Origin of the sequence: Streptomyces sp. NPDC088157 (assembly GCF_044741545.1) — a bacterium.
Lineage (GTDB): Bacteria > Actinomycetota > Actinomycetes > Streptomycetales > Streptomycetaceae > Streptomyces.
Map to the genome: position 1 here is coordinate 67,084 of NZ_JBIUSU010000016.1, position 21,580 is coordinate 88,663.

The 21,580-nt window shown below is 71.9% G+C and carries 17 protein-coding genes; 10 read left to right on the plus strand and 7 right to left on the minus strand.

Annotated elements, in window-relative coordinates; all coding sequences use genetic code 11:
• Positions 1-25: 25 nt before the first annotated feature.
• Positions 26-1,369 (plus strand): esterase-like activity of phytase family protein, encoded by a 1,344-nt coding sequence (locus tag ACIPFH_RS41300; protein WP_401834941.1) that lies wholly within the window; start codon positions 26-28, stop codon positions 1,367-1,369.
• 34 nt (positions 1,370-1,403) lie between these two features.
• Here the strand turns inward: ACIPFH_RS41300 and ACIPFH_RS41305 are convergent, their stop codons facing one another.
• Positions 1,404-1,829 carry a hypothetical protein gene (locus tag ACIPFH_RS41305; RefSeq protein WP_401834943.1) on the minus strand — a complete coding sequence of 142 codons (426 nt, stop codon included), beginning with the start codon at positions 1,827-1,829 and terminating at the stop codon, positions 1,404-1,406.
• 177 nt (positions 1,830-2,006) lie between these two features.
• On the minus strand, positions 2,007-3,173 hold the full coding sequence (gene xylA, locus ACIPFH_RS41310) for a xylose isomerase (protein WP_401834946.1): 1,167 nt from the start codon (positions 3,171-3,173) through the stop codon (positions 2,007-2,009).
• A 128-nt stretch (positions 3,174-3,301) separates the two neighbouring features.
• On the opposite strand from xylA, the gene xylB reads away from it, so the two are divergent.
• The 5 genes from xylB (at position 3,302) to ACIPFH_RS41335 (ending at position 10,872) form a co-directional block, all read left to right on the plus strand.
• Entirely contained in the window at positions 3,302-4,747 is a 1,446-nt protein-coding gene (gene xylB, locus ACIPFH_RS41315) for a xylulokinase (protein ID WP_401834948.1), read from the plus strand.
• Positions 4,748-4,777: 30 nt separating this feature from the next.
• Positions 4,778-5,986 carry an ROK family protein gene (locus ACIPFH_RS41320; protein WP_401834950.1) on the plus strand — a complete coding sequence of 403 codons (1,209 nt, stop codon included), beginning with the start codon at positions 4,778-4,780 and terminating at the stop codon, positions 5,984-5,986.
• Positions 5,987-6,480: 494 nt separating this feature from the next.
• Positions 6,481-7,119, plus strand: a complete 639-nt coding sequence (locus ACIPFH_RS41325) for an N-acetylmuramoyl-L-alanine amidase (RefSeq protein ID WP_401834953.1) — start codon at positions 6,481-6,483, stop codon at positions 7,117-7,119.
• 151 nt (positions 7,120-7,270) lie between these two features.
• Positions 7,271-8,539 carry a GAF domain-containing protein gene (locus ACIPFH_RS41330; protein ID WP_401834955.1) on the plus strand — a complete coding sequence of 423 codons (1,269 nt, stop codon included), beginning with the start codon at positions 7,271-7,273 and terminating at the stop codon, positions 8,537-8,539.
• An 809-nt stretch (positions 8,540-9,348) separates the two neighbouring features.
• Positions 9,349-10,872 (plus strand): aldehyde dehydrogenase family protein, encoded by a 1,524-nt coding sequence (locus tag ACIPFH_RS41335; protein ID WP_401834957.1) that lies wholly within the window; start codon positions 9,349-9,351, stop codon positions 10,870-10,872.
• 187 nt (positions 10,873-11,059) lie between these two features.
• On the opposite strand, the gene tal is transcribed toward ACIPFH_RS41335, so the two are convergent.
• The 5 genes from tal to ACIPFH_RS41360 form a co-directional block, all read right to left on the minus strand.
• Positions 11,060-12,205 carry a transaldolase gene (gene tal, locus ACIPFH_RS41340; RefSeq protein ID WP_401834960.1) on the minus strand — a complete coding sequence of 382 codons (1,146 nt, stop codon included), beginning with the start codon at positions 12,203-12,205 and terminating at the stop codon, positions 11,060-11,062.
• Between the two features lie 216 nt (positions 12,206-12,421).
• Positions 12,422-13,537 carry a substrate-binding domain-containing protein gene (locus ACIPFH_RS41345; RefSeq protein ID WP_401835046.1) on the minus strand — a complete coding sequence of 372 codons (1,116 nt, stop codon included), beginning with the start codon at positions 13,535-13,537 and terminating at the stop codon, positions 12,422-12,424.
• A 122-nt stretch (positions 13,538-13,659) separates the two neighbouring features.
• A complete protein-coding gene (locus ACIPFH_RS41350; RefSeq protein WP_401834962.1) occupies positions 13,660-14,889 on the minus strand; it encodes an ABC transporter permease in 1,230 nt (409 codons plus the stop codon).
• Positions 14,889-16,457, minus strand: a complete 1,569-nt coding sequence (locus ACIPFH_RS41355) for a sugar ABC transporter ATP-binding protein (RefSeq protein WP_401834965.1) — start codon at positions 16,455-16,457, stop codon at positions 14,889-14,891. Before ACIPFH_RS41355 ends, ACIPFH_RS41350 begins: the two co-directional genes overlap by 1 nt.
• A gap of 203 nt (positions 16,458-16,660) precedes the next feature.
• Complete coding sequence (locus ACIPFH_RS41360; protein WP_401834967.1) at positions 16,661-17,455, minus strand: IclR family transcriptional regulator; 795 nt, start codon at positions 17,453-17,455, stop codon at positions 16,661-16,663.
• A 181-nt stretch (positions 17,456-17,636) separates the two neighbouring features.
• Between ACIPFH_RS41360 and ACIPFH_RS41365 the strand changes: the two genes are divergently transcribed.
• The 4 genes from ACIPFH_RS41365 to gnd are packed head-to-tail and all read left to right on the plus strand — an operon-like array spanning position 17,637 to position 21,552.
• Positions 17,637-18,596 (plus strand): cyclase family protein, encoded by a 960-nt coding sequence (locus ACIPFH_RS41365; RefSeq protein ID WP_401834969.1) that lies wholly within the window; start codon positions 17,637-17,639, stop codon positions 18,594-18,596.
• A complete protein-coding gene (locus ACIPFH_RS41370) occupies positions 18,596-19,693 on the plus strand; it encodes an NAD(P)-dependent oxidoreductase (protein ID WP_401834972.1) in 1,098 nt (365 codons plus the stop codon). Before ACIPFH_RS41365 ends, ACIPFH_RS41370 begins: the two co-directional genes overlap by 1 nt.
• On the plus strand, positions 19,690-20,652 hold the full coding sequence (locus ACIPFH_RS41375; protein WP_401834974.1) for an NAD(P)-dependent oxidoreductase: 963 nt from the start codon (positions 19,690-19,692) through the stop codon (positions 20,650-20,652). Before ACIPFH_RS41370 ends, ACIPFH_RS41375 begins: the two co-directional genes overlap by 4 nt.
• 3 nt (positions 20,653-20,655) lie before the next feature.
• Positions 20,656-21,552: a phosphogluconate dehydrogenase (NAD(+)-dependent, decarboxylating) gene (gene gnd, locus ACIPFH_RS41380; RefSeq protein ID WP_401834976.1), complete on the plus strand. Its 897-nt coding sequence runs from the start codon at positions 20,656-20,658 to the stop codon at positions 21,550-21,552.
• Positions 21,553-21,580: the final 28 nt, after the last annotated feature.

A 21,580-nucleotide genomic window follows, 5' to 3' on the forward strand; every position in this document is an offset into this window, starting at 1 on the left:
CCGTGACTTCCCCTCAGGAGGCCTGATGTCCCCGCACGCCACCGGTCGGCGCCGCGTCCACCGTTCCGTCGCGGCGGGTGTACCGCTCGCCGTGCTGGCCGCGCTCGGCACCGCCGGACCGGCCGCCGCGGGCGCGCCTGCCCACGATGCGCGCGTCACGCGGACAGCGGCGCTCGGCGACATCCCGCTCGGGGCGTTCAGCGACAGACTGCTGCCCGGCACGGTGGACGACGACCGGGGCGTGGACCTGGGCGGCATCGGCAGCGACATCTTCCCGGCGAGCCGCAAGGGCGAGTTCTGGACGGTCACCGACCGCGGACCCAACGGACAGATCAAGGTGGGCGGCGCCAAGCGCCGTACGTTCCCCGTGCCGGGATTCGACCCGGCGATCGTGCGTATCCGGGTGTCCGGTGACACGGTGAAGGTCCTGCGGGCGATCCCGGTGACCACATCGTCGGGGAAGCCCGTGACGGGGCTGCCCAACCAGGCGGGGCGTGACGAGGAGCCGTACTCCTACGACGCACAGAGGCCTCTGTCCTACAACCCCGACGGGCTGGACACCGAGGGCATCGTGCGGGCGGCGGACGGGAGTTTCTGGCTCGCCGACGAGTACGGTCCCTCCCTGGTGCACGTCTCCGCGCGCGGGAGGGTGCTGACGCGTTACGTGCCTCAGGGGCTCAACCTCACGGGCACGGACTACCCGGTGGTGGAGGCGTTGCCGGCGGTCCTTCTGCACCGGAAGGTCAACCGGGGTTTCGAGGGACTGGCCCAACTCCCGGGCGGTGACCTCGTCCTGGCGGTGCAGAGCCCGCTGTCCCTTCCGGACACGGCTGCGGGAGAGAGTTCGAGGACCGCCCGGCTGCTGCGCTTCTCACCGAAGAAGAGAGCGGTCACCGCCGAGTACGCGTACCGGTTCGATCCGGTCGGCGTGGTCGACCCGGGCGAGGACGACACCTCCGAGCTCAAGATCTCCTCGGTGGTCGCCGTGGGCGGCGACCGACTGCTCGTGGAAGAACGCACGGACAGGGCCGCACGGCTGCACCTGGTACGACTGAGCCGCGCGGCGGACATCCTGGACAGCCGCTGGGACGACGACGCGACATCGCCCTCGCTGGAGCAGCTGGACGACCCCGCCGCCTCGGGAGTCCCGGTGCTGCCGAAGCGGCTGGTCGTCGACTTCGGCACGGTCGCAGGAGTGCCGGGGAAGATCGAGGGCGTCGCGCTCGTGGACCACGCCACACTGGCCCTCGTCAACGACAACGACTTCGGGATGACGGACGGCGCCGGCGCGTTCGACGCGCAGGGCCGGCTGGTCGACAGCGGCATCGAGACGACGCTCACGTACGTGCGGCTGCCACGCGGCATGTGAAAGCCGTTGCCCCGCGCGGCGGCTCGCTTCGTGACTAGGGAAGCAGCTCCTCCAACGACGGCAGCAGTGACTCGAGATCGCTGGGCAGCTCGGTGGGGAACTGCGACGGCAGTTCGCTCGGCAGGCCACTGGGCAGCTCGACCGGAAGGCTGAAGGACGGGGCGGGAGTGGAGCTGCTGCCGGCGGTCGGCTCGTCGACCGGAGAGTCGTCGCCTCCCGAGGCCATCAGCACGACGGCGAGCACGGCTCCGGCGGCGACGAGCAGCGCGAGGACGACGAAGAGGGGGTTCCTGCGCCTCCCCGAGCCGCGGGGCGGTTGTGACGGCGGAGGAGGCGACCAGCCGCCCCCTCCGGTCCCGTCGTGAGTTCCGAAGCCGGAGTGGGACGGTCCGAAACCGCCCGGAGGCGGCGTGTCACCGGGCGGTCCGGGCGGCTGGGGCGGTACGGGCGGCATGGCCATACCGCCCAGCGTCGCGGTGAACCGCTCACAAGGCGAGTCCCGCAAGGAAGTTGATACCGACCCATGCCATGGACGGCATGGTTCCGGCGCATTCCGTGCGGGGACCGCCCGAGGACGGGCCGTTCGGCGACACGCGCGTGTGCACCCTCACCTGTGCACACACGCGTGCGCGCGGGTTCAGCCCCGGGCGCCCAGGAGGTGGTCCATGGCGAGCTGGTCCAAGTGCTCGAAGGCCATGCCGCGGGCGGCGGCCACCTCGGGGTCGAACTCCTCGAAGGCGGTGCGGTCGGCGAGCAGGCTCGCCAGGCCGTCGGCGGCGGTGGCCTGGGCGAGCTCGTCGAGGCGGGAGGCGCGCAGGGCCTCCTGGACCTCCGGGTCACCGCGGAAGGCGGCCGCACGCTCCTTGAGGATCAGGTAGTTGCGCATGCAGCCGGCGGCCGAGGCCCATACGCCGTCGAGGTCCTCGGTGCGCGGCGGCTTGAAGTCGAAGTGCTTCGGGCCCGCGTAACCGGCGCTCTCCAGCAGGTCGACGAGCCAGAACGCGGAGCGCAGGTCACCGGCACCGAAGCGCAGGTCCTGGTCGTACTTGATGCCGGACTGGCCGTTGAGGTCGATGTGGAAGAGCTTGCCCGCCCACAGCGCCTGGGCGATGCCGTGCGGGAAGTTGAGCCCGGCCATCTGCTCGTGGCCGACCTCGGGATTGACGCCGTACATCTCCGGGCGCTCCAGGCGCTCGATGAAGGCCAGGGCGTGACCGACGGTGGGGAGCAGGATGTCGCCGCGCGGCTCGTTCGGCTTGGGCTCGATGGCGAACTTCAGGTCGTAGCCCTGGGAGATCACGTACTCGCCGAGGAGGTCGAAGGCCTCCTTCATGCGGTCGAGGGCCACCCGTACGTCCTTGGCGGCACCGGACTCCGCGCCCTCGCGGCCGCCCCAGGCGACGTAGGTCTTCGCGCCCAGTTCGGCGGCCAGGTCGATGTTGCGGATCGTCTTGCGCAGGGCGTAGCGGCGCACGTCCCGGTCGTTCGCCGTGAACGCGCCGTCCTTGAAGACGGGGTGCGTGAAGAGGTTGGTGGTGGCCATCGGCACGGTCATGCCGGAGGTGTCGAGGGCCTGGCGGAAGCGCTTGATGTGCTCCTCGCGCTCGCTGTCGGAGGACCCGAAGGGAATCAGGTCGTCGTCGTGGAAGGTCACGCCATAGGCGCCCAGCTCGGCCAGGCGCTGCACCGACTCGACCGGGTCCAGGGCACGCCGGGTGGCGTCACCGAACGGGTCCCTTCCCTGCCAGCCGACGGTCCACAGGCCGAAGGTGAACCTGTCATCGGGGGTGGGCTGGTAGCTCATGCCGCGGCTCCTTGCTTGAAGTCTGTCTCGCCGACTATTTCGTCATGGCAGTTTACAAATTAGTATGCGGAAGCATCTCTGGGAAGACAGATCCCGCAGAGCCGCGGAAAAACTTGAGGGAGAGCCCGATGTCAGCAGCCGAGGGTCCGCTCGTCGTCGGCGTGGACACGTCCACCCAGTCCACCAAGGCGCTGGTCGTCGACGCGGCCACCGGCGAGGTCGTCGCGAGCGGCCAGGCGCCGCACACGGTGTCCGCCGGAGCCGGCCGCGAGAGCGATCCGCGCCAGTGGTGGGACGCCCTGCGCGAGGCCTTGCACCAGTGCGGCGACGCGGCGCGGGAGGCCGCCGCGGTGTCGGTCGGCGGGCAGCAGCACGGGCTCGTCACGCTGGACGGGCACGGTGAGCCGGTGCGCCCGGCGCTGCTGTGGAACGACGTGCGCTCGGCCCCACAGGCCCGTCGGCTCACCGAGGAACTGGGCGGCGCGAAGTTCTGGGCGGAGCGCGTCGGGTCCGTCCCCGCCGCCTCCTTCACGGTCACGAAGTGGGCCTGGCTGGCCGAACACGAGCCGCAGGCCCTGCGTGCCGCGAAGGCCGTGCGTCTCCCCCACGACTACCTCACCGAGCGCCTCACGGGCGAGGGCACCACCGACCGCGGTGACGCCTCGGGCACCGGCTGGTGGGCCTCCGCGACCGAGTCGTACGACGCGGAGATCCTCGCCCATGTGGGGCTCGACCCCTCGCTGCTGCCGCGCGTGGTGCGACCCGGGGAGGTGGCGGGCACCGTACGCGACAGTCACGACCTGCCCTTCGCCAAGGGGACGCTGGTGGCGCCGGGCACCGGTGACAACGCCGCGGCGGCGCTGGGCCTCGGGCTGCGCCCCGGCACGCCCGTACTGAGCCTCGGTACCTCGGGCACGGTGTACGCGGTGGCCAAGCGCCGCCCCACCGACCCGACCGGCACCGTGGCCGGCTTCGCCGACGCCCACGGCGACTGGCTGCCCCTGGCCTGCACCCTGAACTGCACGCTCGCCGTCGACCGCGTCGCCGCCCTGCTGGGCCTGGACCGCGAGGCCGTGGAGCCCACCGCGGACCTCACGCTCCTGCCCTACCTGGACGGCGAACGCACCCCGAATCTGCCGAACGCCTCGGGCCTCCTGCACGGACTGCGCCACGACACGACCGCCGGCCAGCTGCTCCAGGCCGCCTACGACGGCGCCGTGCACTCGCTGCTCGGCGCGCTCGACCTGGTCCTCGACGAGGACGCGGACCGCTCGGCGCCCCTGCTGCTGATCGGTGGTGGCGCCCGGGGCACGGCCTGGCAGCAGACCGTGCGCCGGCTGTCCGGGCGGCCGGTCCAGGTGCCCGAGGCCAAGGAACTCGTCGCGCTGGGGGCCGCGGCGCAGGCGGCGGGCCTGCTGACCGGCGAGGACCCGGCCGCCGTCGCCCGCCGCTGGAACACCACGCGGGGTCCGGTGCTCGACGCCGTCGAGCGGGACGAGGCGACGCTGGCCAGGATCGCCGGGGTACTCTCCGACGCGGCCCCGCTGCTGGAACGGAGCGCGGACGCTCGCTGAACATCGACGTATCGACGAATCGACGGAGGAATGACCGCACCGCTGCACGAGGCCCGGCCGACCGGCTCCGGACGCGCGCTGCCCGACACCCAGCAGGGCATGCGCCGCCGCAACCTGGCCCGGGTGATGCACGCCGTCAGCGCCGAGGGACCGCTCTCGCGGGCGGCGGTCGCCTCACGCATCGGCCTGACCCGGGCAGCGGTCTCGACCCTCGTCGACGAACTCATACGCACCGGACTGCTCGAGGAGCTGGGCCCCGAGCGGCCCGGCCGGGTGGGTCGGCCCGGTTCGGCACTGGCGGTCAGCGGGCGTGGCCCTTCGGGCATAGGCGCCGAGATCGGCGTCGACCACCTTGCGGCCTGCGCCGTCGACCTGCGCGGCGAGGTGCGGGCGCGCGCCGTGCGGCACGGCACGAACCGGGGCCGCTCCCCCGAGCCGGTGGTCGAGGAGCTGACCGGGCTCGTCCGCCAGGTGGTCGCCGAAGCCGAGCGCGAGGGGCTGTGGCCGGCCGGACTCGCCGTGGCCGTTCCCGGCCTGGTCGCCCGCGACGCCCGTACGGTCGTCCGCGCGCCGAACCTCGAATGGCAGCACGTCGATCTCGGTGCGCTGCTGCCCGGCGAGTTGCCGCTGACCGTGGACAACGAGGCCAACTTCGGCGGACTGGCCGAACTCTGGCTCGGCGCGGACACCCCCGGGGACTTCCTGCACGTGTCGGCCGAGATCGGCATCGGCGCCGCGCTGGTCGTGGACGGCAGCCTGCTGCGCGGCACGCGCGGTTTCGCGGGTGAGCTGGGCCATGTGCCGGTCCACCCCGACGGTCCGGAGTGCGTGTGCGGCGGACGCGGATGTCTGGAGCAGTACGCCGGCGAGGAGGCGGTGTTGCGGGCGGCCGGGCTGGCACCGGGCGAGGACCGCGTCGGCCTCCTCGCGGGACGCGCCGCGGACGGTGACCCGGACGTGCGGCGGGCGCTGCGCGAGGCGGGAACGGCCCTCGGTATCGCTCTCACCGGGGCGCTCAATCTGCTGGACCCGGAGAGCGTCGTACTCGGTGGCGCCCTGGCCGGGCTCGCGCCGTGGTTGCTGCCGTCCCTGGAGACCGAACTCTCCCGGCGTACGGCGGGGCCCGCCCGCCCCGTGTCCGTCTCGCAGTTGGGTCCCGAGGGACCGTTGCTGGGGGCCGCGCACTCGGTGGTGCGGGCCGTGCTGGACGATCCCGCGGCGGTCGCGGAACGGGCCTGAGCGACTGAGGCCGGGACCGAGGCGGTGCCCGCTCGCGCTACCGGTTCCTCCACTCTCGGTCCCTGGCGCTACCGGTCCACGCGCTACCGGTTCCTCGCACTGTCGGTTCCTCGCACTGTCGGTCCCTGGCGCTACCGGTCCCCCGCCCTCCCGGCGTCTGTGCTTCCGGGTTCGGGCTGAGGGGCCGTCGAGGGGCTGTTGAGGAGCCGGAGGGGACTCTGACGAGGCGTCGAGACCGGAACTCCACGTTCGGGTGAGTGAGTTGTCCACAAGTCCGCGCTCGTCCACGGAACCCCGGCGTGCCCTCCTGCCCAACCCGTCCGCGCCGTAATTTGATGAGTGCGGGACGCGGCCGTCGAGTCGCGAGGGCCGGAACAGACGCACCGGGGCGGGCACGTGGCGGCGCGAGAGCGTCGCGGCGGCGTCGCGACCGACGCCCCGTGCGATGAGGTGCCGCTTCCCGGACGTCCGAGAACTCCGAAAGGCAACACTCTGTGGAACGAGCAGAAATCCTCCCCGGCCGACGACGGATCCTGAAGGGCGCCGCCCTCGCCGCCGTTCCGTACGCGCTGCTGCCCGCAACGCGGGCCGGCGCCCAACCCCGGACCGTCGATCACCCGCTCGCCGAGTGGCAGCCCGCGACCGGGTCCAACTACACGCCGTCGAACCGCCCGACCACCCATCTCGTCGACCACGTCGTCGTCCACGTCACGCAGACGCTGTACGCCGAGGCCCTGGCCGTCTTCCAGGACCCGCGGAAGAAGGTGTCCGCCCACTACGTCGTGCGCTCCGTGGACGGCCATGTGGCGCAGTGCGTACGCGAGTCCGACATCGCCTGGCACGCCGGAAACTGGGACTACAACACACGCAGCGTCGGTATCGAGCACGAAGGGTGGGTGGACAGACCGGCCTACTTCACCGAGGCCCTCTACGAGCGGTCCGCTCGGCTGACGGCATCGGTCTGCGACCGGTACGGCATTCCGAAGAACCGGGCGCACATCATCGGCCACCACGAGGTGCCGGGCACCGATCACACCGATCCCGGTCCGAACTGGGACTGGGGCCGCTACCTGAGGCTCGTCAACCGCGCCCGACCCGAACCGGACTGGAACCGGGCGCCCATTTCCCGGTGAGCGTCGTCCAAACGGTTGTCGGCCCTCGCCCCCGGAGTGACGATGTCCCCAGTCGTACGACGGCCGCCCCCCGGCCGTACCCTCGCACTCCACCGGCCGCACGCCGGCCGTACCGTCGCGCTTCAGTCGTATCGCCTTCCGGGAGGACGAGTTGACCGATCCCTGGGTGGCCCTGGAGCCCGGTGCCGACCCGGCCGAGCGGGAACGGATCCTGCGGCGGGCGCATGAGGCGTTCACCGAGGCGGGCACCGTGCCGCGTCCGGTCCGTGCCGTCGTGGCCGACTCGTGGCGGCGTTCCGCACGGGCCGGCGTCGGTCCCGACGGCACGGCGAGCGTCGAACTGACCGACGGTGAGCTCGGCGCCTACCGGTCCGAGCACCCGTTGGCGCGGGTGATGCCGCTGTTCCGCGAGCTGATGGGCACGTTCGCCGCTGACGGAGAACACCTCCTGGCGGTGTGCGACGCGCACGGCAGGCTGCTGTGGGTCGAGGGCCACGCGGCGACACGGCGGCAGGCGGGGCGGATGAACTTCGTGCCGGGCGCCCGATGGGCGGAGAGCGCGGTCGGGACGAACGCGCCGGGCACGGCGGTCGCCCTGGACCGGCCGGTGCAGGTGTTCGCGGCCGAGCACTTCATCCGGCGGGTGCAGCCCTGGACGTGCGCCGCCGCCCCGGTGCACGATCCGCGGACCGGGAGGGTGCTGGGCGCCGTGGACATCACGGGCGGGAACGGACTGGCGCATCCGCACAGTCTGGGCTTCGTACAGGCGGTCGCGCGGGCCGCGGAGGCACACCTGGCGCTGCTCGCCCCTGAGCGGCCCGCGGCCGACACCCCACGGTTGACCGTGCTGGGCCGGGACGAGGCCCGGCTGGTCAGCGGGGGCCGTGATCTCAGGCTGAGCCGTCGGCACAGCGAGATCCTCGTGCTGCTGTCCCGCCATCCCGAGGGCCTGACCGGCGACGAGCTGCTGTGCGCCCTGTACGAGGACGAGTCGGTGCCTGCGGTGACGCCGCGGGCCGAACTCGCCCGGCTGCGCGGGGCGCTCGGCCCCGGGCTGCTGGCCTCGCGTCCCTATCGGCTCACGGCTCCGTTCGAGTCGGACGTCGCCGTCGTCGAACGGAGGCTGGCGGCCGGGGCGGTCACGGCGGCCGTGGCCGCGTACACCGGGCCGCCGCTGCCGTCGTCCCGGGCGCCTGCGGTGGTGCGGCTCAGACGCCGTCTCACCGACGGTCTGCGCGCCGCGCTGATCGCCTGCGGCGATCCCGATCTGTTGGCCGACTGGGCGCACGCGCCGTGGGGCGAGGACGACCTCGAGGTATGGCGAGCGCTGGCGGCGGCCCGCCCGACTGCCGCGATACGGGCACGCCTCGCGGCACTCCGGTCGGAACTGACGGCACCGACCGGGCCGCCGCGGCGGTAGGCCGGCCGCCTGCACGTTCGGCCGAGGGCCGGATCCGCAGGCCGTGACGCACGTGCCGCAGGCCGGAGCGTCGTCCCTTGGGGCGGGGCGCCCGTCCCGCACGGCGGGTGCCGTAGGCCGGGCTCCGCAATCGTGGGGCGGAGCGCCGGGCCTGTAGGGCTGGGCGCCGAAGCAGCACCACAGGCCCGGCGCAGGGCCGTTGGCCGGGCACCCGCGATCGCGGGCAGGAGCAGGGCGCCGGTCCCGCACCGCAGGTGCCATGGACCGGACCCCGCAATCGCGGGCGGATCGCCGGACCCGTAGACCACGGCGCCAGTCCCGCACCGCAGGTGCCATAGACCGGACCCCGCAAGCGGGCGGATCGCCGGACCCGTAGGCCACGGCGCCAGTCCCGCACCGCAGGTGCCATGGACCGGCCCCCGCAATCGCGGGCGGAGCGCAGGACCCGTAGGCCAGGGCGCCGGTCCCGCACCGCGGCCATGGGCGGGCCCTGCGGTCGCAGGCGGGGCGCCCGGCCCATCGGTCAGGTGCCGGAGCCGTGGAGAGGGGTGGCGGGCCCGTGAGTCCGCCGTCGCGTCCCGCGCGCCCGGGCGTGGCACCCGTACCGGAGTGAGGCAGCGGCAGCGGTACCCGGGCGGCTCACCCGTGGCCCGGGGGAAGCGATCCGTCGGTGTGTGGTGTGGATCCGTGTGGCCGGCGGATCGAGGCGTCCCGGGCGGCGCCGCAACGTAGTTGCAACGTCCGCTTCCCTAGCCTGCGGCGAAGAGCTGCCCAACGGCGGGCAGCGCTGCTGAGGGAGGCAGAGCAGGATGACCCGTTACGCGGCGCCCGGCACCGAGGGCGCGATCGTCTCCTACCAGGCCCGTTACGACCACTTCATCGGCGGCGAATATGTGCCCCCGGCCCGGGGGCGGTACTTCGACAACCCGTCTCCGGTGAACGGGGAGACATTCACCGAGGTGGCGCGCGGCACGGAGGAGGACGTGGAGCGGGCGCTCGACGCGGCGCACGCGGCCGCGCCGGGCTGGGGCCGCACCTCGGCGACCGAGCGTTCCGACATCCTGCTGAAGATCGCCGACCGCATGGAGGCGCATCTGGAGCCCCTGGCGGTCGCGGAGAGCTGGGAGAACGGCAAGCCGGTCCGCGAGACGCTGGCGGCGGACATCCCGCTGGCCATCGACCACTTCCGCTACTTCGCCGGCGCGGTCCGGGCCCAGGAGGGTTCGCTCAGCGAGGTCGACGACGACACGGTGGCGTACCACTTCCACGAGCCGCTCGGCGTCGTCGCGCAGATCATCCCGTGGAACTTCCCCATCCTGATGGCCACGTGGAAGCTCGCGCCGGCCCTCGCCACGGGCAACGCGGTGGTGATCAAGCCCGCCGAGCAGACCCCGGTCTCCCTGCACTACTGGATGAGCCTGGTCGCGGACCTGCTCCCGCCGGGCGTGGTGAACATCGTCAACGGCTTCGGGCCGGAGGCGGGCAAGCCGCTCGCGTCCAGTCCGAGGGTGGCGAAGGTCGCCTTCACGGGCGAGACGTCCACGGGCCGGCTGATCATGCAGTACGCGGCGGAACACCTGAAGCCGGTCACGCTGGAACTCGGAGGCAAGTCCCCGAACATCTTCTTCGACGACGTGTGGGAGAAGGACGACGAGCTGCGCGACAAGGCCCTCGAGGGCTTCACCATGTTCGCGCTGAACCAGGGCGAGGTCTGCACCTGCCCGTCACGCGGCCTGATCCAGCGCGGCAACTACGGCGAATTCCTTCAGGCGGCCGTAGCCCGCACCGAACTCATCAAGCCCGGCCATCCCCTCGACACGGACACGATGATCGGCGCACAGGCGTCCGGTGACCAGCTCGCGAAGATCCTCTCCTACATCGACATCGGCCGGAAGGAGGGTGCCAAGATCCTCACCGGTGGTGAACGTGCCGAGTATGAAGGCGAGTTGAAGGGCGGCTACTACGTCCAGCCGACGATCTTCGAGGGCGACAACCGCATGCGGATCTTCCAGGAGGAGATCTTCGGTCCGGTCGTGTCGGTGGCCTCGTTCGACGACTTCGACGACGCCGTCAAAATCGCCAACGACACGTCGTACGGCCTCGGGGCCGGGGTGTGGACACGGGACATCAACACCGCGTACCGCGCGGGCCGGGCGATCCAGGCGGGTCGCGTCTGGACGAACTGCTACCACGCGTACCCGGCGCACGCCGCCTTCGGCGGCTACAAGCAGTCGGGTATCGGCCGTGAGACGCACAAGATGATGCTGGAGCACTACCAGCAGACGAAGAACCTGCTGGTGAGTTACTCCCCGAAGAAGCTGGGCTTCTTCTAGGGACCCTGAAAGGGCGCCTGAACAGGCAAGATGCCCGTCAGGCGCCCTCGTCGGCGCACCTCGCCGATGTTCCCGGACAGAAGGGGCGCCGGACACAGGGAGCGTTGGACACAGGGGGCGTTGGACAGAAGGGGCGTTGGACAGAGGGTTGGCCGACGGCATCGGAGCCGGTGTCACCCGCAGCGGGTCAGGTGCCGGCGCCGTTGCGGTGCGGTCGGGCGCCGCGGACCGCGCTCAAAAGGCTGTCCCAGGACTGCTGGAACTTCTGGATGCCCTCGGTCTCCAGGAGCTGTACGACCCCGAGGTAGGAGATGCCGAGCTGCTCCACGGCGTCGAGGTCGGCGCGGGCCTGCTCGTAGGTGCCCGCGATGGAGTTGCCGTGGATCTCACCGTGGTCGGCGGTGGCTTCGAGGGTGGCCTCGGGCATGGTGTTGACGATGCCGGGTGCGACGAGCTCGGTGACGTAGAGGGTGTCGGGGTAGGCCGGGTCCTTCACACCCGTCGAGGCCCACAGCGGACGCTGCTTGCCGGCGTGCAGCCGCTCCAACGTCCGCCAGCGGTCGGAGGGCGGCGTCGACCCGTCGACGGAGCCGAACACCTCCTCGTACGCCCGGTAGGCGAGGCGGGCGTTGGCGACACCGGCCCTGCCACGCAGCGCCCTCGCCTGCGGCGAGTCCAGTGCGTCCAACCGCTTGTCGATCTCGGTGTCCACGCGGGAGACGAAGAACGAGGCCACTGAGTGGATCTTCGAGAGGTCCAGGCCGCGCCGGGCGGCCTTCTCCAGTCCGGCGAGGTAGGCGTCCATGACGGCGCCGTAGCGCTCCAGCGAGAAGATCAGCGTGACGTTGACGCTGACGCCCCGGCCGATGACTTCGGTGATCGCCGGGAGACCCGCCCTGGTCGCCGGGATCTTGATCAGCGTGTTCGGACGGTCCACCAGCCAGGCGAGATGCCTGGCCTCGGCGATCGTCGCGTCCGTGCCGTGTGCGAGCCGGGGGTCGACCTCGATGGAGACCCAGCCGTCCCGGCCGCCGGTGGTCTCGAACACCGGTCGCAGGATGTCGGCGGCGTCGCGGACGTCCGCCGCGGTGATCATTCGGACGGCCTCGGAAACCGTCACCCCGCGCAACGCCAGGTCGTGGAGCTGGTCGGCGTAGTCCCTTCCGTCACCGATCGCCTGCTGGAAGATCGTGGGGTTGGTGGTGACGCCGACCACGTTCCGCTTTTCCACGAGTCCGGTCAGGTTGCCGGACGTGATCCTGCTGCGGGACAGGTCGTCCAGCCAGATGGCGACGCCTTCGTCGGCGAGGCTTTCGAGTGGGTCATCGGTCATGGAAGACGCGTCTCCTGTTTGTCTCACGCGTGGGGGATTCCCACGCGGCGGCCACGGCGGCGGTGAGACCGAACTCGCGGTAGAGGACCTGTGCGTCCGCGGAGGCGTCGAAATCCTCCTCGTTGCGCTCCTGGGTCGGCTCGCCCTGGAAGGGCGGCGGTGCCGTCCCTCCAGGGCGAGCGGGAGAGGCGGCCTGCGGCCGGCTCGTGGCTCGGCCTACTTCCCCCAGATCTTCCGGTACGCCTCTCGGTATCCGCTGGGGTCCCAGGACGACTTGCCGATGCTGTTGTCGGCCGTGGTGATGTGGACCGGAGGGACGTAGCCGCTGGTGGGTTGGCCAGCGAAGGCGCGGTTGAACTCGTCGATCATCTGCCAGCCCTGCTCGGAGAGCGGCTCGGGAACCGTCGCCGCCTGGAACTGCTTGCTGCTGATGCGCTGGAAGGCGGACGGATCGCCGTCGCCCGCGCCGATGTTGAAGGGTGCTCCGTTGCCCTGCTTGCCCGCTGCCCGAAGCGCCGGGGCGGCGTCGGCGAAGTAGAGGTCGTTGATGGCCACCGAACTGGTCCACTTGGTGCCGAACCGGGACAGCAGCGCTGACACTTCCTGGGGAGTGCGGCTGCTGGCGTCGGTGATGGGGATGTTGGACGTCGTCAGGACCTTGACGTCGGAGCAGGTGGCGAGTTCCTTCTCGATCAGGTCGGACTTGCCCTTGGCGAAGGGGATGGAGGCGTCGGTGAAGACCACTACGCCGGCCCGGCCGTCGGACTGGCCGATGACCCAGTCGGCACTGATCTTGGCGACATCCTCGACCTTGGTGGTGATGTTGCTGAAGAGTTTCGGTTCCTTGCTGGGACCGGGGGCGTCCACGGCGTGCCAGCCGATGAGCGGGATACCGGCGGCGTTGGCCTGGGCGACCTGCTGGGCGGTCGACTTGGGGTCGAAGCCGGACAGCACGATGCCGTCGGGCTTGACGGCGACAGCCTGGCCGAGCGCGGCCTGGATGCCGGCCGGAGTCCCCTGGCCGTCGATGATCCGTACCGTCCAGCCGATGGCCTGGGCAGCCTCACTGACTCCGTCGGCGGCGCCGGCGACACCCGGGTTGGTCATGCTCTGGGCGACGTAGACGATCGTCTTGCCGGTGGCCGCCTTGGGACCGGTGGTCGGGCCGTCCCAGGAGGCGTTGACGTCCTCGGCGGCCTTGACCGCCGTCTTGGCCCGGGCGAGGACGGCCGGGCAGCCGGGCTTCGTGTCGGCGACGGCGCCGGCGGCGCCGGCCTCGGAACCCCGGCTGCAACCTGCGGCGAACGCGGTGACCAGGGCCAGTGCGGCCACGGCTCTCAGGGTGGCCTTGCGGGTGTGGTGGTACGACACGGACGGGCTCCTTGCTGATGAACGGGGAGGGCGGAACGCGGCGGGCGGGTGGTGTTCGGGCGACAGGCGTCCGGACGAGTGGGCTACCTCGGCTGCGGCGGGCGGCTCTGGACCTGGTCCGTTGTCGTCGACGGCGGCGGGGGCGCCGATTCGGCGGCGGAGACGGAGGTCTGCACGGAGGCGGCCGGCGCGGCTGACGCCGACGGCTCGGCGAGCGACTTGCGGGTGGCGCCGGCCCCGGCGCGCAGCCTGCGGCGGGCGGAGTAGCCGGCCAGGCCGACGGCGAGGAGGAGCGTGCCTCCGTTGAACAGGGAGGTGGCCCAGAACTCGGCTCCGAGCTGCTGGATGCCGGCGAGGCCGATGGCGAGGATGGCGACGGCGACGACGGTGCCGGCGGCGTTCGCGCGGCCGGGCTTGATGGCGGTGGAGCCGAGCAGCGCGCCGACGAAGGCGGGCAGCAGGTAGTCCATACCGACGCTGGGATTGCCGATCTGCTGCTGGGCGGCGAGCAGGACGCCCGCGAAGCCGACGACGATCCCGGATCCGGCGAAGGCGTAGACGCCGTAGCGGCGGGTGGGAATGCCGACCAGGTCGGCGGCTCGGGCGTTGGAGCCGATGACGTACAGGTAGCGGCCCAGCGGCAGTCGTTCCAGCAGCAGCCACAGCACGATGGCGAGGCCGAGGACGTAGAACGCGGGCACGGGCAGACCGAGCAGTTTCGAGTTGTACAGGTCGGTGAAGGCCGGGGGGAGCCCTCGCGGGCCGGGGACGATGCGCGCGCCGTCGGTGATCCAGCCGGTCAAGGCGTACAGCACGCTGCCGGTGCCGAGGGTGGCGATGAACGAGTCGATCTTGGCGAACTCGACCAGCAGTCCGTTGAACACCCCGATGACGCCGCCGCCGACGATGACGACGAGGCAGGCCATCGGCCAGGGCCAGCCGTTGTGGACGATGAGCTGCATCGTCAGCACATGGGCGAAGCCGAGGCCGTAGCCGACGGACAGGTCGAACTTGCCGGTGACGATCGGGATCATCGCGCCGAGGGCGAGCATCGCCGGGATCGACTGGTTGGACAGGATCGACGAGATGTTGTCCAGGGTCGGGAAGGTGTCCGGCAGCGCGAGGGAGAAGACGAGGAAGAGCAGGACGGTGAGGGTGAGCAGGCCGTAGGTGCCGATCATGTGGCCGCGCAGACGGCTGCCGCGGGACTGCCCTTCGGGCGGGGCGCCGGTGGTGCGCGCGCTCCTGGGCGCCTTGCCGCCGCCGGTCGGCGACCCCTGATCGCGGCGGGAGGATTCTGTCTCGGTGGCCATCAGTGGTTGCCCGTTCCGGTCAGCGCCGGCATGGCCGACGCGGCATGGGTGAGTTCGGTGACGGTGAGGCGTTCGCCGGACAGTTCCGCGGTCACGCCGCCCCGGACGAAGACCAGGGCGCGGTGGCACACGTCGGCGACCTCCTCGAAGTCCGTGGAGATGAGCAGGACGGCCAGTCCTTGGGCGAGAGCGTCGTCGAGGAGTCGGTAGATCTCGGCCTTGGCGCCGACGTCGACTCCGGCGGTGGGCTCCTCGAGGATCACCACGCGACGGCTCAGCCGCAGCCAGCGACCGATCATGATCTTCTGCTGGTTGCCGCCGGAGAGGGTGGCGATCGGCGCCTCGGAGTCGGCGGGGCGTACGCCGAACCGCTCGACGAGGGACCTGGCCTCGGCGCGTTCACGGCCGGGGCTGATCCAGCGCCAGGGGGAGCGGGCGTCGGCGCGCGGGTTGGCCAGGAAGTTCTCCCGCACGGTGAGTTCGAGGGCGCAGCCCTCCTCCTGGCGGTTGCTGGTGACGAAACCGATGCCCGCGTCCACGGCGGCGGAGACGGATCCGGGGCGGTAGGGCCCGCCGTCGAGCAGCACCTCACCACCGGTGAGCGGCCGGGAGCCGGCGAGAGCGCGGCCCAGGTCCATGTGGCCGGCCCCGGTGAGGCCGACCATGCCGAGGACCTCTCCGGCGCGCAGTTCCAGGTCGACGGGACCGGCGCCCTCGGTGGTGACACCCGTCAGGCGCAGCACGGTGGGGGCGGGGGCGCCCGTGCCGCGGGGGGCGGCCGGGCGGTGGCTCTCGGGCTCGTGGCCGACGATGTCGTGCACGATCCGGTCGGGGCCGTGGTCGGCGAGGAGGCCCTGGCTGATGAGGTGGCCGTCGCGCAGGACGGCGAAGCGGTCGGCCACCTGGTAGACCTCGTCGAGGCGGTGGCTGACGTAGACGATGGCGTGGCCTCGGTCGCGCAGGGTGTGCAGGACGTCGAAGAGCCGGGCACAGTCCGCGGCGGGGAGGCTGGCCGTCGGTTCGTCGAGGACGATGACGCGGGCGCGGGTGGCCAGTGCGCGGGCTATGGCGACGAGGGAGCGTTCGGCGCGCGTGAGGTCGGCGACGGCCGCGTCCGGGTCCAGGTGACCGGCCACGATGTCCAGGGCCTCGATGCAGCGCCGGCGCACCTGCCGCCAGGAGACGAGCCCGCCGCGGCGGGGGTAGCCGGTGCCCAGGGCGACGTTCTCGGCCACCGTCATCCACTCCACCAGGCCGAGGTCCTGGTGGATGAAGGACATCCCGGTGGACGCCGCATGGGAGCCGAGTGGGTGACCGGCGACCGTGACCTGGCCTTCGTCGGCGCGGTAGACACCGGCGAGGATCTTGATAAGTGTGGATTTTCCCGCACCATTGTGTCCCAATAGGGCGAGGACACTGCCTCCGCGCAGATCGAGGTCCACATCGGCGAGGGCGAGGGTGCCGCCGAACCGCTTGCGCAGTCCGCGGATGGTCACCAGCGGGCGGGAGGCCGCGGGCCCGTCGGGCGACGGAGGACTGGAGGCTGTGTCGTCGGGAGCGTCGTTCACGGACTTCTCCGGGGGATCTGCAGGCCGAGGACCACTCCATCGGCTCGACCAGCATCCTGAACTCGTTACAGCATCCTGGTCAATACTTCCGATGACATTTATTGCCCCAAAGTTAAGGCGGCCGTACGGAGAGGTTCCGTACGGCCGCCGTCACATCGCGATCACCCTGCGGGCCCCCGCTTCGGCGGGCGCCCCGTCCCACCTCATCCGTCACCCGCGGACATGCCCCGCGGGAGCATGGGGTTCTCCATCCCTGCCGCGATGGCGCGCAGATCCTTCAGCAGCGCCTCCCTGAACTCGTCGTCGAGTCGCGCCTTGAGCACCGTGACACTGATGGCGAAGGGCGCCGAGTCGACGCGGAACCCGGTGACCGGCACGGACAGGCAGAGGACACCCGCCGTGGCCTCCTCGTCGTCGACCGCGTAACCACGCTCCCGGGACACCGCCAGGTCTTCCAGCAGTGCGGGCACCGAGGTGATCGACCGCTCGCTGAGCGCGGGGAGGGTACGGCCGCGCAGCCGGTCCTCCGCCACCGCCGGATCCAGGGTCGACAGGATGGCCTTCCCGGTCGCCGTGCAGTTCGCGGGGAAGCGGTCGCCGATGTTGGCGGTGAGCCTCAGCGGCTGAGTGCCGTCGTACCTGGCCAGGTAGAGCACGTCCAGACCGTCCAGAACGGCCACCCGGGCGGTCTCCCGCGAGATGTGCGCACTGCGCCGGCACAACTCGTAGAAGTCGCGCAGCTGGTCGACCGTGGACAGATAGCGGCCGCCGAGTTCGACCAGCTTGCGCCCCAGGCCGAAGCCGGTGCCGTTGCGCGTGATCATGCCCGCCGCCTCCAGGGAGGCGCAGAGATTCCCCGTCGAGGACTTCGGCAGTCCCAGGGCACGCGCGATCTCACTGACCGACAGCGGTCGGCCCTCCGCCTCGCCGAGCACGTCGAGAATCGCCACCGCTCGGGTCACCGCCGGGACGAGGCTTCCCGGGTCGCTTGCGCTCACCGTCGTTCCCACCCATCATTCTGTTCGTCGTTCAGCATGTTGTTATTCTCCCTCGTCTGCCACCGAACGACAATGCCGTCGCCGCGCGCTTTGCCATCGAGATTCGCCGAGTCTCCCGACCGTAGCGTGCCTTCCGGGTCGGCCGACGACACCCTCCGAGCCTTGGAGCGCTGAGCAGCTCATGACCAGCAGCCCGACCGATTCCCAACCTCCCCCTCCCGAAAACGGACCCCACCTGTCGCGCGAGGAGTTCGATTCCCTCTTCGACGCCGTACGAACGTGGGGCCGCTGGGCGCCCGCCGACCGGGGCGCATGGAACCGGGTCACCCCGGCCCACGTCCAGCGGGCCACCGCACTGGTCCGCAGCGGCACCACCGTCCCCATGGCCCTGCCCTGGAACACGGTGCCCGGCCCGGACAACCGCAAGCCCGCCCTGCACTACATGTCCGACCTCGGCGACGTCGAGGCCCCGGAGCCGTCCTGCCACAAGGACTTCATCGCCGTCGACTACCACGGCAAGGGCGTCAGCCACCTCGACGCGCTCTCCCACATCGCCTACCGCGGGCAGCTCTACGACGGTCACACCGCCCGTGACGTCGTCGACGCCGCCGGCGCCCGCTTCGGCGCCGTCTCCGCCCTGGGCCCTCTCGTCACCAAGGGCGTTCTGATCGACCTGCCCGCCGCCCTGGGCACCGACTGGCTCGAGCCGGGCACCGCCGTGCACGCCGAGGACGTCATCGCCGCGGAGAAGACGCTCGGCGTGACGATCGGTGAGGGCGACGCCGTGCTGTTGCGCTCCGGGCACTTCCGGCGCCGTGCGGAACTCGGCGCCTGGAACCCCGACAACGCCAGTGCGGGCTTCCACGTGGACGCCGTGCCCCTGCTGGCCGAGCGCGGGATCTGCCTGCTCGGCGGCGACGGCGACAGCGACGTCCGCCCCTCCCCCGTCGAGGGACTGCACTCCCCCGTGCACGCCCTCGCCCTCACCGCCATGGGCGTACCACTCCTGGACAACCTCGACCTGGAGGCGCTGTCCACCGCGTGCGCCGCCGAGAGCCGCTACGAGTTCCTCCTCGTCGTGGCACCGCTGAACGTCCCCGGCGGCACGGGCTCGCCCGTCAACCCGGTCGCGGTGCTGTGATGGCCGCCTCCCGGCCGGCCGACGGCCGGTTCACCGTAGGTGTCAGCCGCGACTTCCTCGACACGGACGGACGCAACGTATGGGGTGACATCCGGCTCGGTGAGCTGGACACCGCGGGAATCGACTGGCACTACCTACCGCGTGACACCGACGAGCTCCTCGCCCCGGACATCGACGGCCTGGACGCCGTCCTGTTCGCCGCCCCCGCCGTCACCGCCCGCACGTTCACGGGCCTCACCCGGCCCCCGCTTCTCTTCGCCCGCTTCGGCGTCGGCTACGACGCCGTCGACCTCGACGCCTGCTCGCGCCACGGCGCCCTGGTCACCATCACCCCGGACGGCGCCCGGCGCCCCGTCTCCACCGCCGCCCTCACCATGCTGCTGGCCGTGTTCCACAACGTCACGGCCAAGGACCGGCTGGTGCGTCAGGGACGCTGGTCCGAGCGGGAGCAGTGGATGGGGCTCGGGCTCACCGGCCGCCGGATCGGCCTGCTCGGTCTGGGCAACACCGCCCGCGACCTGGTCGGGCTGCTGCGGCCGTTCGACACCGAGGTCATCGCCTACGACCCCTACTGCCCGCCGGAAACCGCCCGGGAACTCGGCGTCCGTCTCGCCGACGCCGACACCGTGATGGCCGAGGCCGACGCGGTGATCGTGATGTGCGTGCTGACCGAGGAGACCCACCACCTCGTCGACGCTCGGCGACTGTCCCTGATGAAGGCCTCGGCCGTACTGCTCAACGTCGCCCGCGGCCCGATCGTCGACGAGGCTGCGCTCGTCGACGCGTTGCGCGCGGGCCGCATCCGCGGCGCCGGACTGGACGTGTTCGAGACCGAGCCGCCCGGCGCCGAGAACCCGCTGCTCGGCATGGACAACGTCGTCCTCAGTCCGCACAGCCTCGCCTGGACCGACGAGATGTCCGCCGGGAACGGCGGGAGCGCGGTCCGGGCCGTCCTGGACGTGGCGACCGGCCGGCTGCCGCGCTTCGTCGTCAACCGGGACGTGCTCGGTCACGCGTACCTCTCCGAGCGGCTGGGCGCGCTCGCGGCAGGAACGGCGGGAACGGACGAGCCCGTGCCGACGGGGGTCCACCCGTGATCTCCCCTCCTCCCCGGCCCGGGACGGTCGGCTTCATCGGGCTCGGCGCGATGGGCCTGCCGATGGCGGCCCGGCTCGCGAAGGCCGGCTTCGACGTCCTGGCCTGGAACCGAGGCCGCGCGCCACTCGACGCGGCCGTCGCCGCCGGCTGCCGGGCAGCCGACCGTCCCGCCGAGGTGGCGGCCGGCGCCCGAACGGTCGTCACCATGCTCCCGGATCTGCCCCAGGTCCGTGCCGTGCTGGAGGGCCCGGACGGACTGCTCGCGGGCAGGGACCCGGCCACCCCGGTGCGGCCGGGGCAGGCGATGGACACCCTCGTCGTGATGGGCACCGTCTCCCCCGTCGCCGTCCGCGCCGTGGCCGAGGAACTGCGCCCACTCGGCGTCACCGTCGTCGACGCTCCCGTGAGCGGTGGGGTGACCGGCGCCCGCGACGCCACCCTGTCCATCATGGCGGGCGGGGCGGAGGACGCCGTCGAACGCGTCCGCCCGTACCTGACCGCCATGGGCTCGACCGTCCGCCGTATGGGCGTCACCGGCGCCGGGTCGCTCGCCAAGGCGTGCAACCAGCTCGTCGTCGCCGGGACCCTCGTCGCCCTCGCCGAGGCCGTCGTGCTCGGCGAGGGCGGGGGACTCGACCCGGCGGCCCTGCTCGAGGTGCTGGCGGGCGGCCTCGCCTCCTCTGAGGTGCTGGCGCAGAAGCGCCACCACCTCGCCGCCGGCGACTTCACGCCCTCCGGCCCCGCCCGCTACCTCCACAAGGACCTCGGCTTCGTCCTGGACAGCGCCACCGACGCGCACGTCGAGCTGCCCCTGTCCGCCACCGTCGCCCGCCTTTACGCGGCAGTCGACGACCGAGGGTTCGGCGACCTGGACAACAGCGTCGTCCTCCGGCTCCTGCGGGAAGGCAACGGGACCTCGCGCCCCGACCGTCCGCATCACACCACCACGAAGGACTGAGCAATGCAGACAGGAATCGTCGGCCTCGGACGCATGGGCGGCAACATGGCGGCCCGCTGGCGCGACCGCGGCCACGAGGTGGTCGGCTACAGCCGCACCTCCCCGGACCGCGACGCGGACTCCCTCGAGCAACTGGTCGGCAAGCTCGCCGCCCCGCGCGTGGTCTGGCTGATGCTGCCCGCCGGCGAGCCGACCCGCCAGGCGCTCCACGAGTTGGCCCGGCTGCTCTCCCCCGGCGATGTGATCGTCGAGGGCGGCAACTCCCGCTTCAGCGACGACACCGAGCACGCCCGGCTGCTGGCCGAGCACGGCGTCGGATACGTCGACTGCGGTGTCAGCGGCGGAGTCTGGGGCCGGGAGAACGGTTATGCCGTCATGTGCGGCGGCGCCGACGAGCACGTCCGAAGGGTGTGGCCGCTGCTGGAGTCGCTGGCACCGGAGCAGGACGGCATCTGCCACGCCGGCCCGGTGGGCGCCGGTCACTACGCGAAGATGGTCCACAACGGCATCGAGTACGGGATGATGCAGGCCCTCGCCGAGGGCTACGAACTGCTGGAGGCCAGCGAGTACGTTCCCGACGTGCCGAAGGTGTTCGCCTCCTGGCGGCACGGCACCGTCGTCAGGTCCTGGCTGCTCGACCTCCTCGTGCGTGCCCTGGAGCAGGACTCCGGCCTGACCGGTCTCTCGGGCCGGGTGGACGACTCCGGCGAGGGCCGCTGGACGGTCGAGGAGGCCGTACGGCTGGCGGTGTCCGCCCCCGCCATGACCGCCGCGCTCTTCGCCCGCTTCGCCTCGCGCCAGCCGGACTCCGCCCAGCTGAAGGCGCTCGCCGCCATGCGGCAGCAGTTCGGGGGACACGCCGTGCACGCGGTGCCGACCGTTTCCGCCGGCTCGGTCTGACCCGGGATCCGGACACCGTCGGACCACC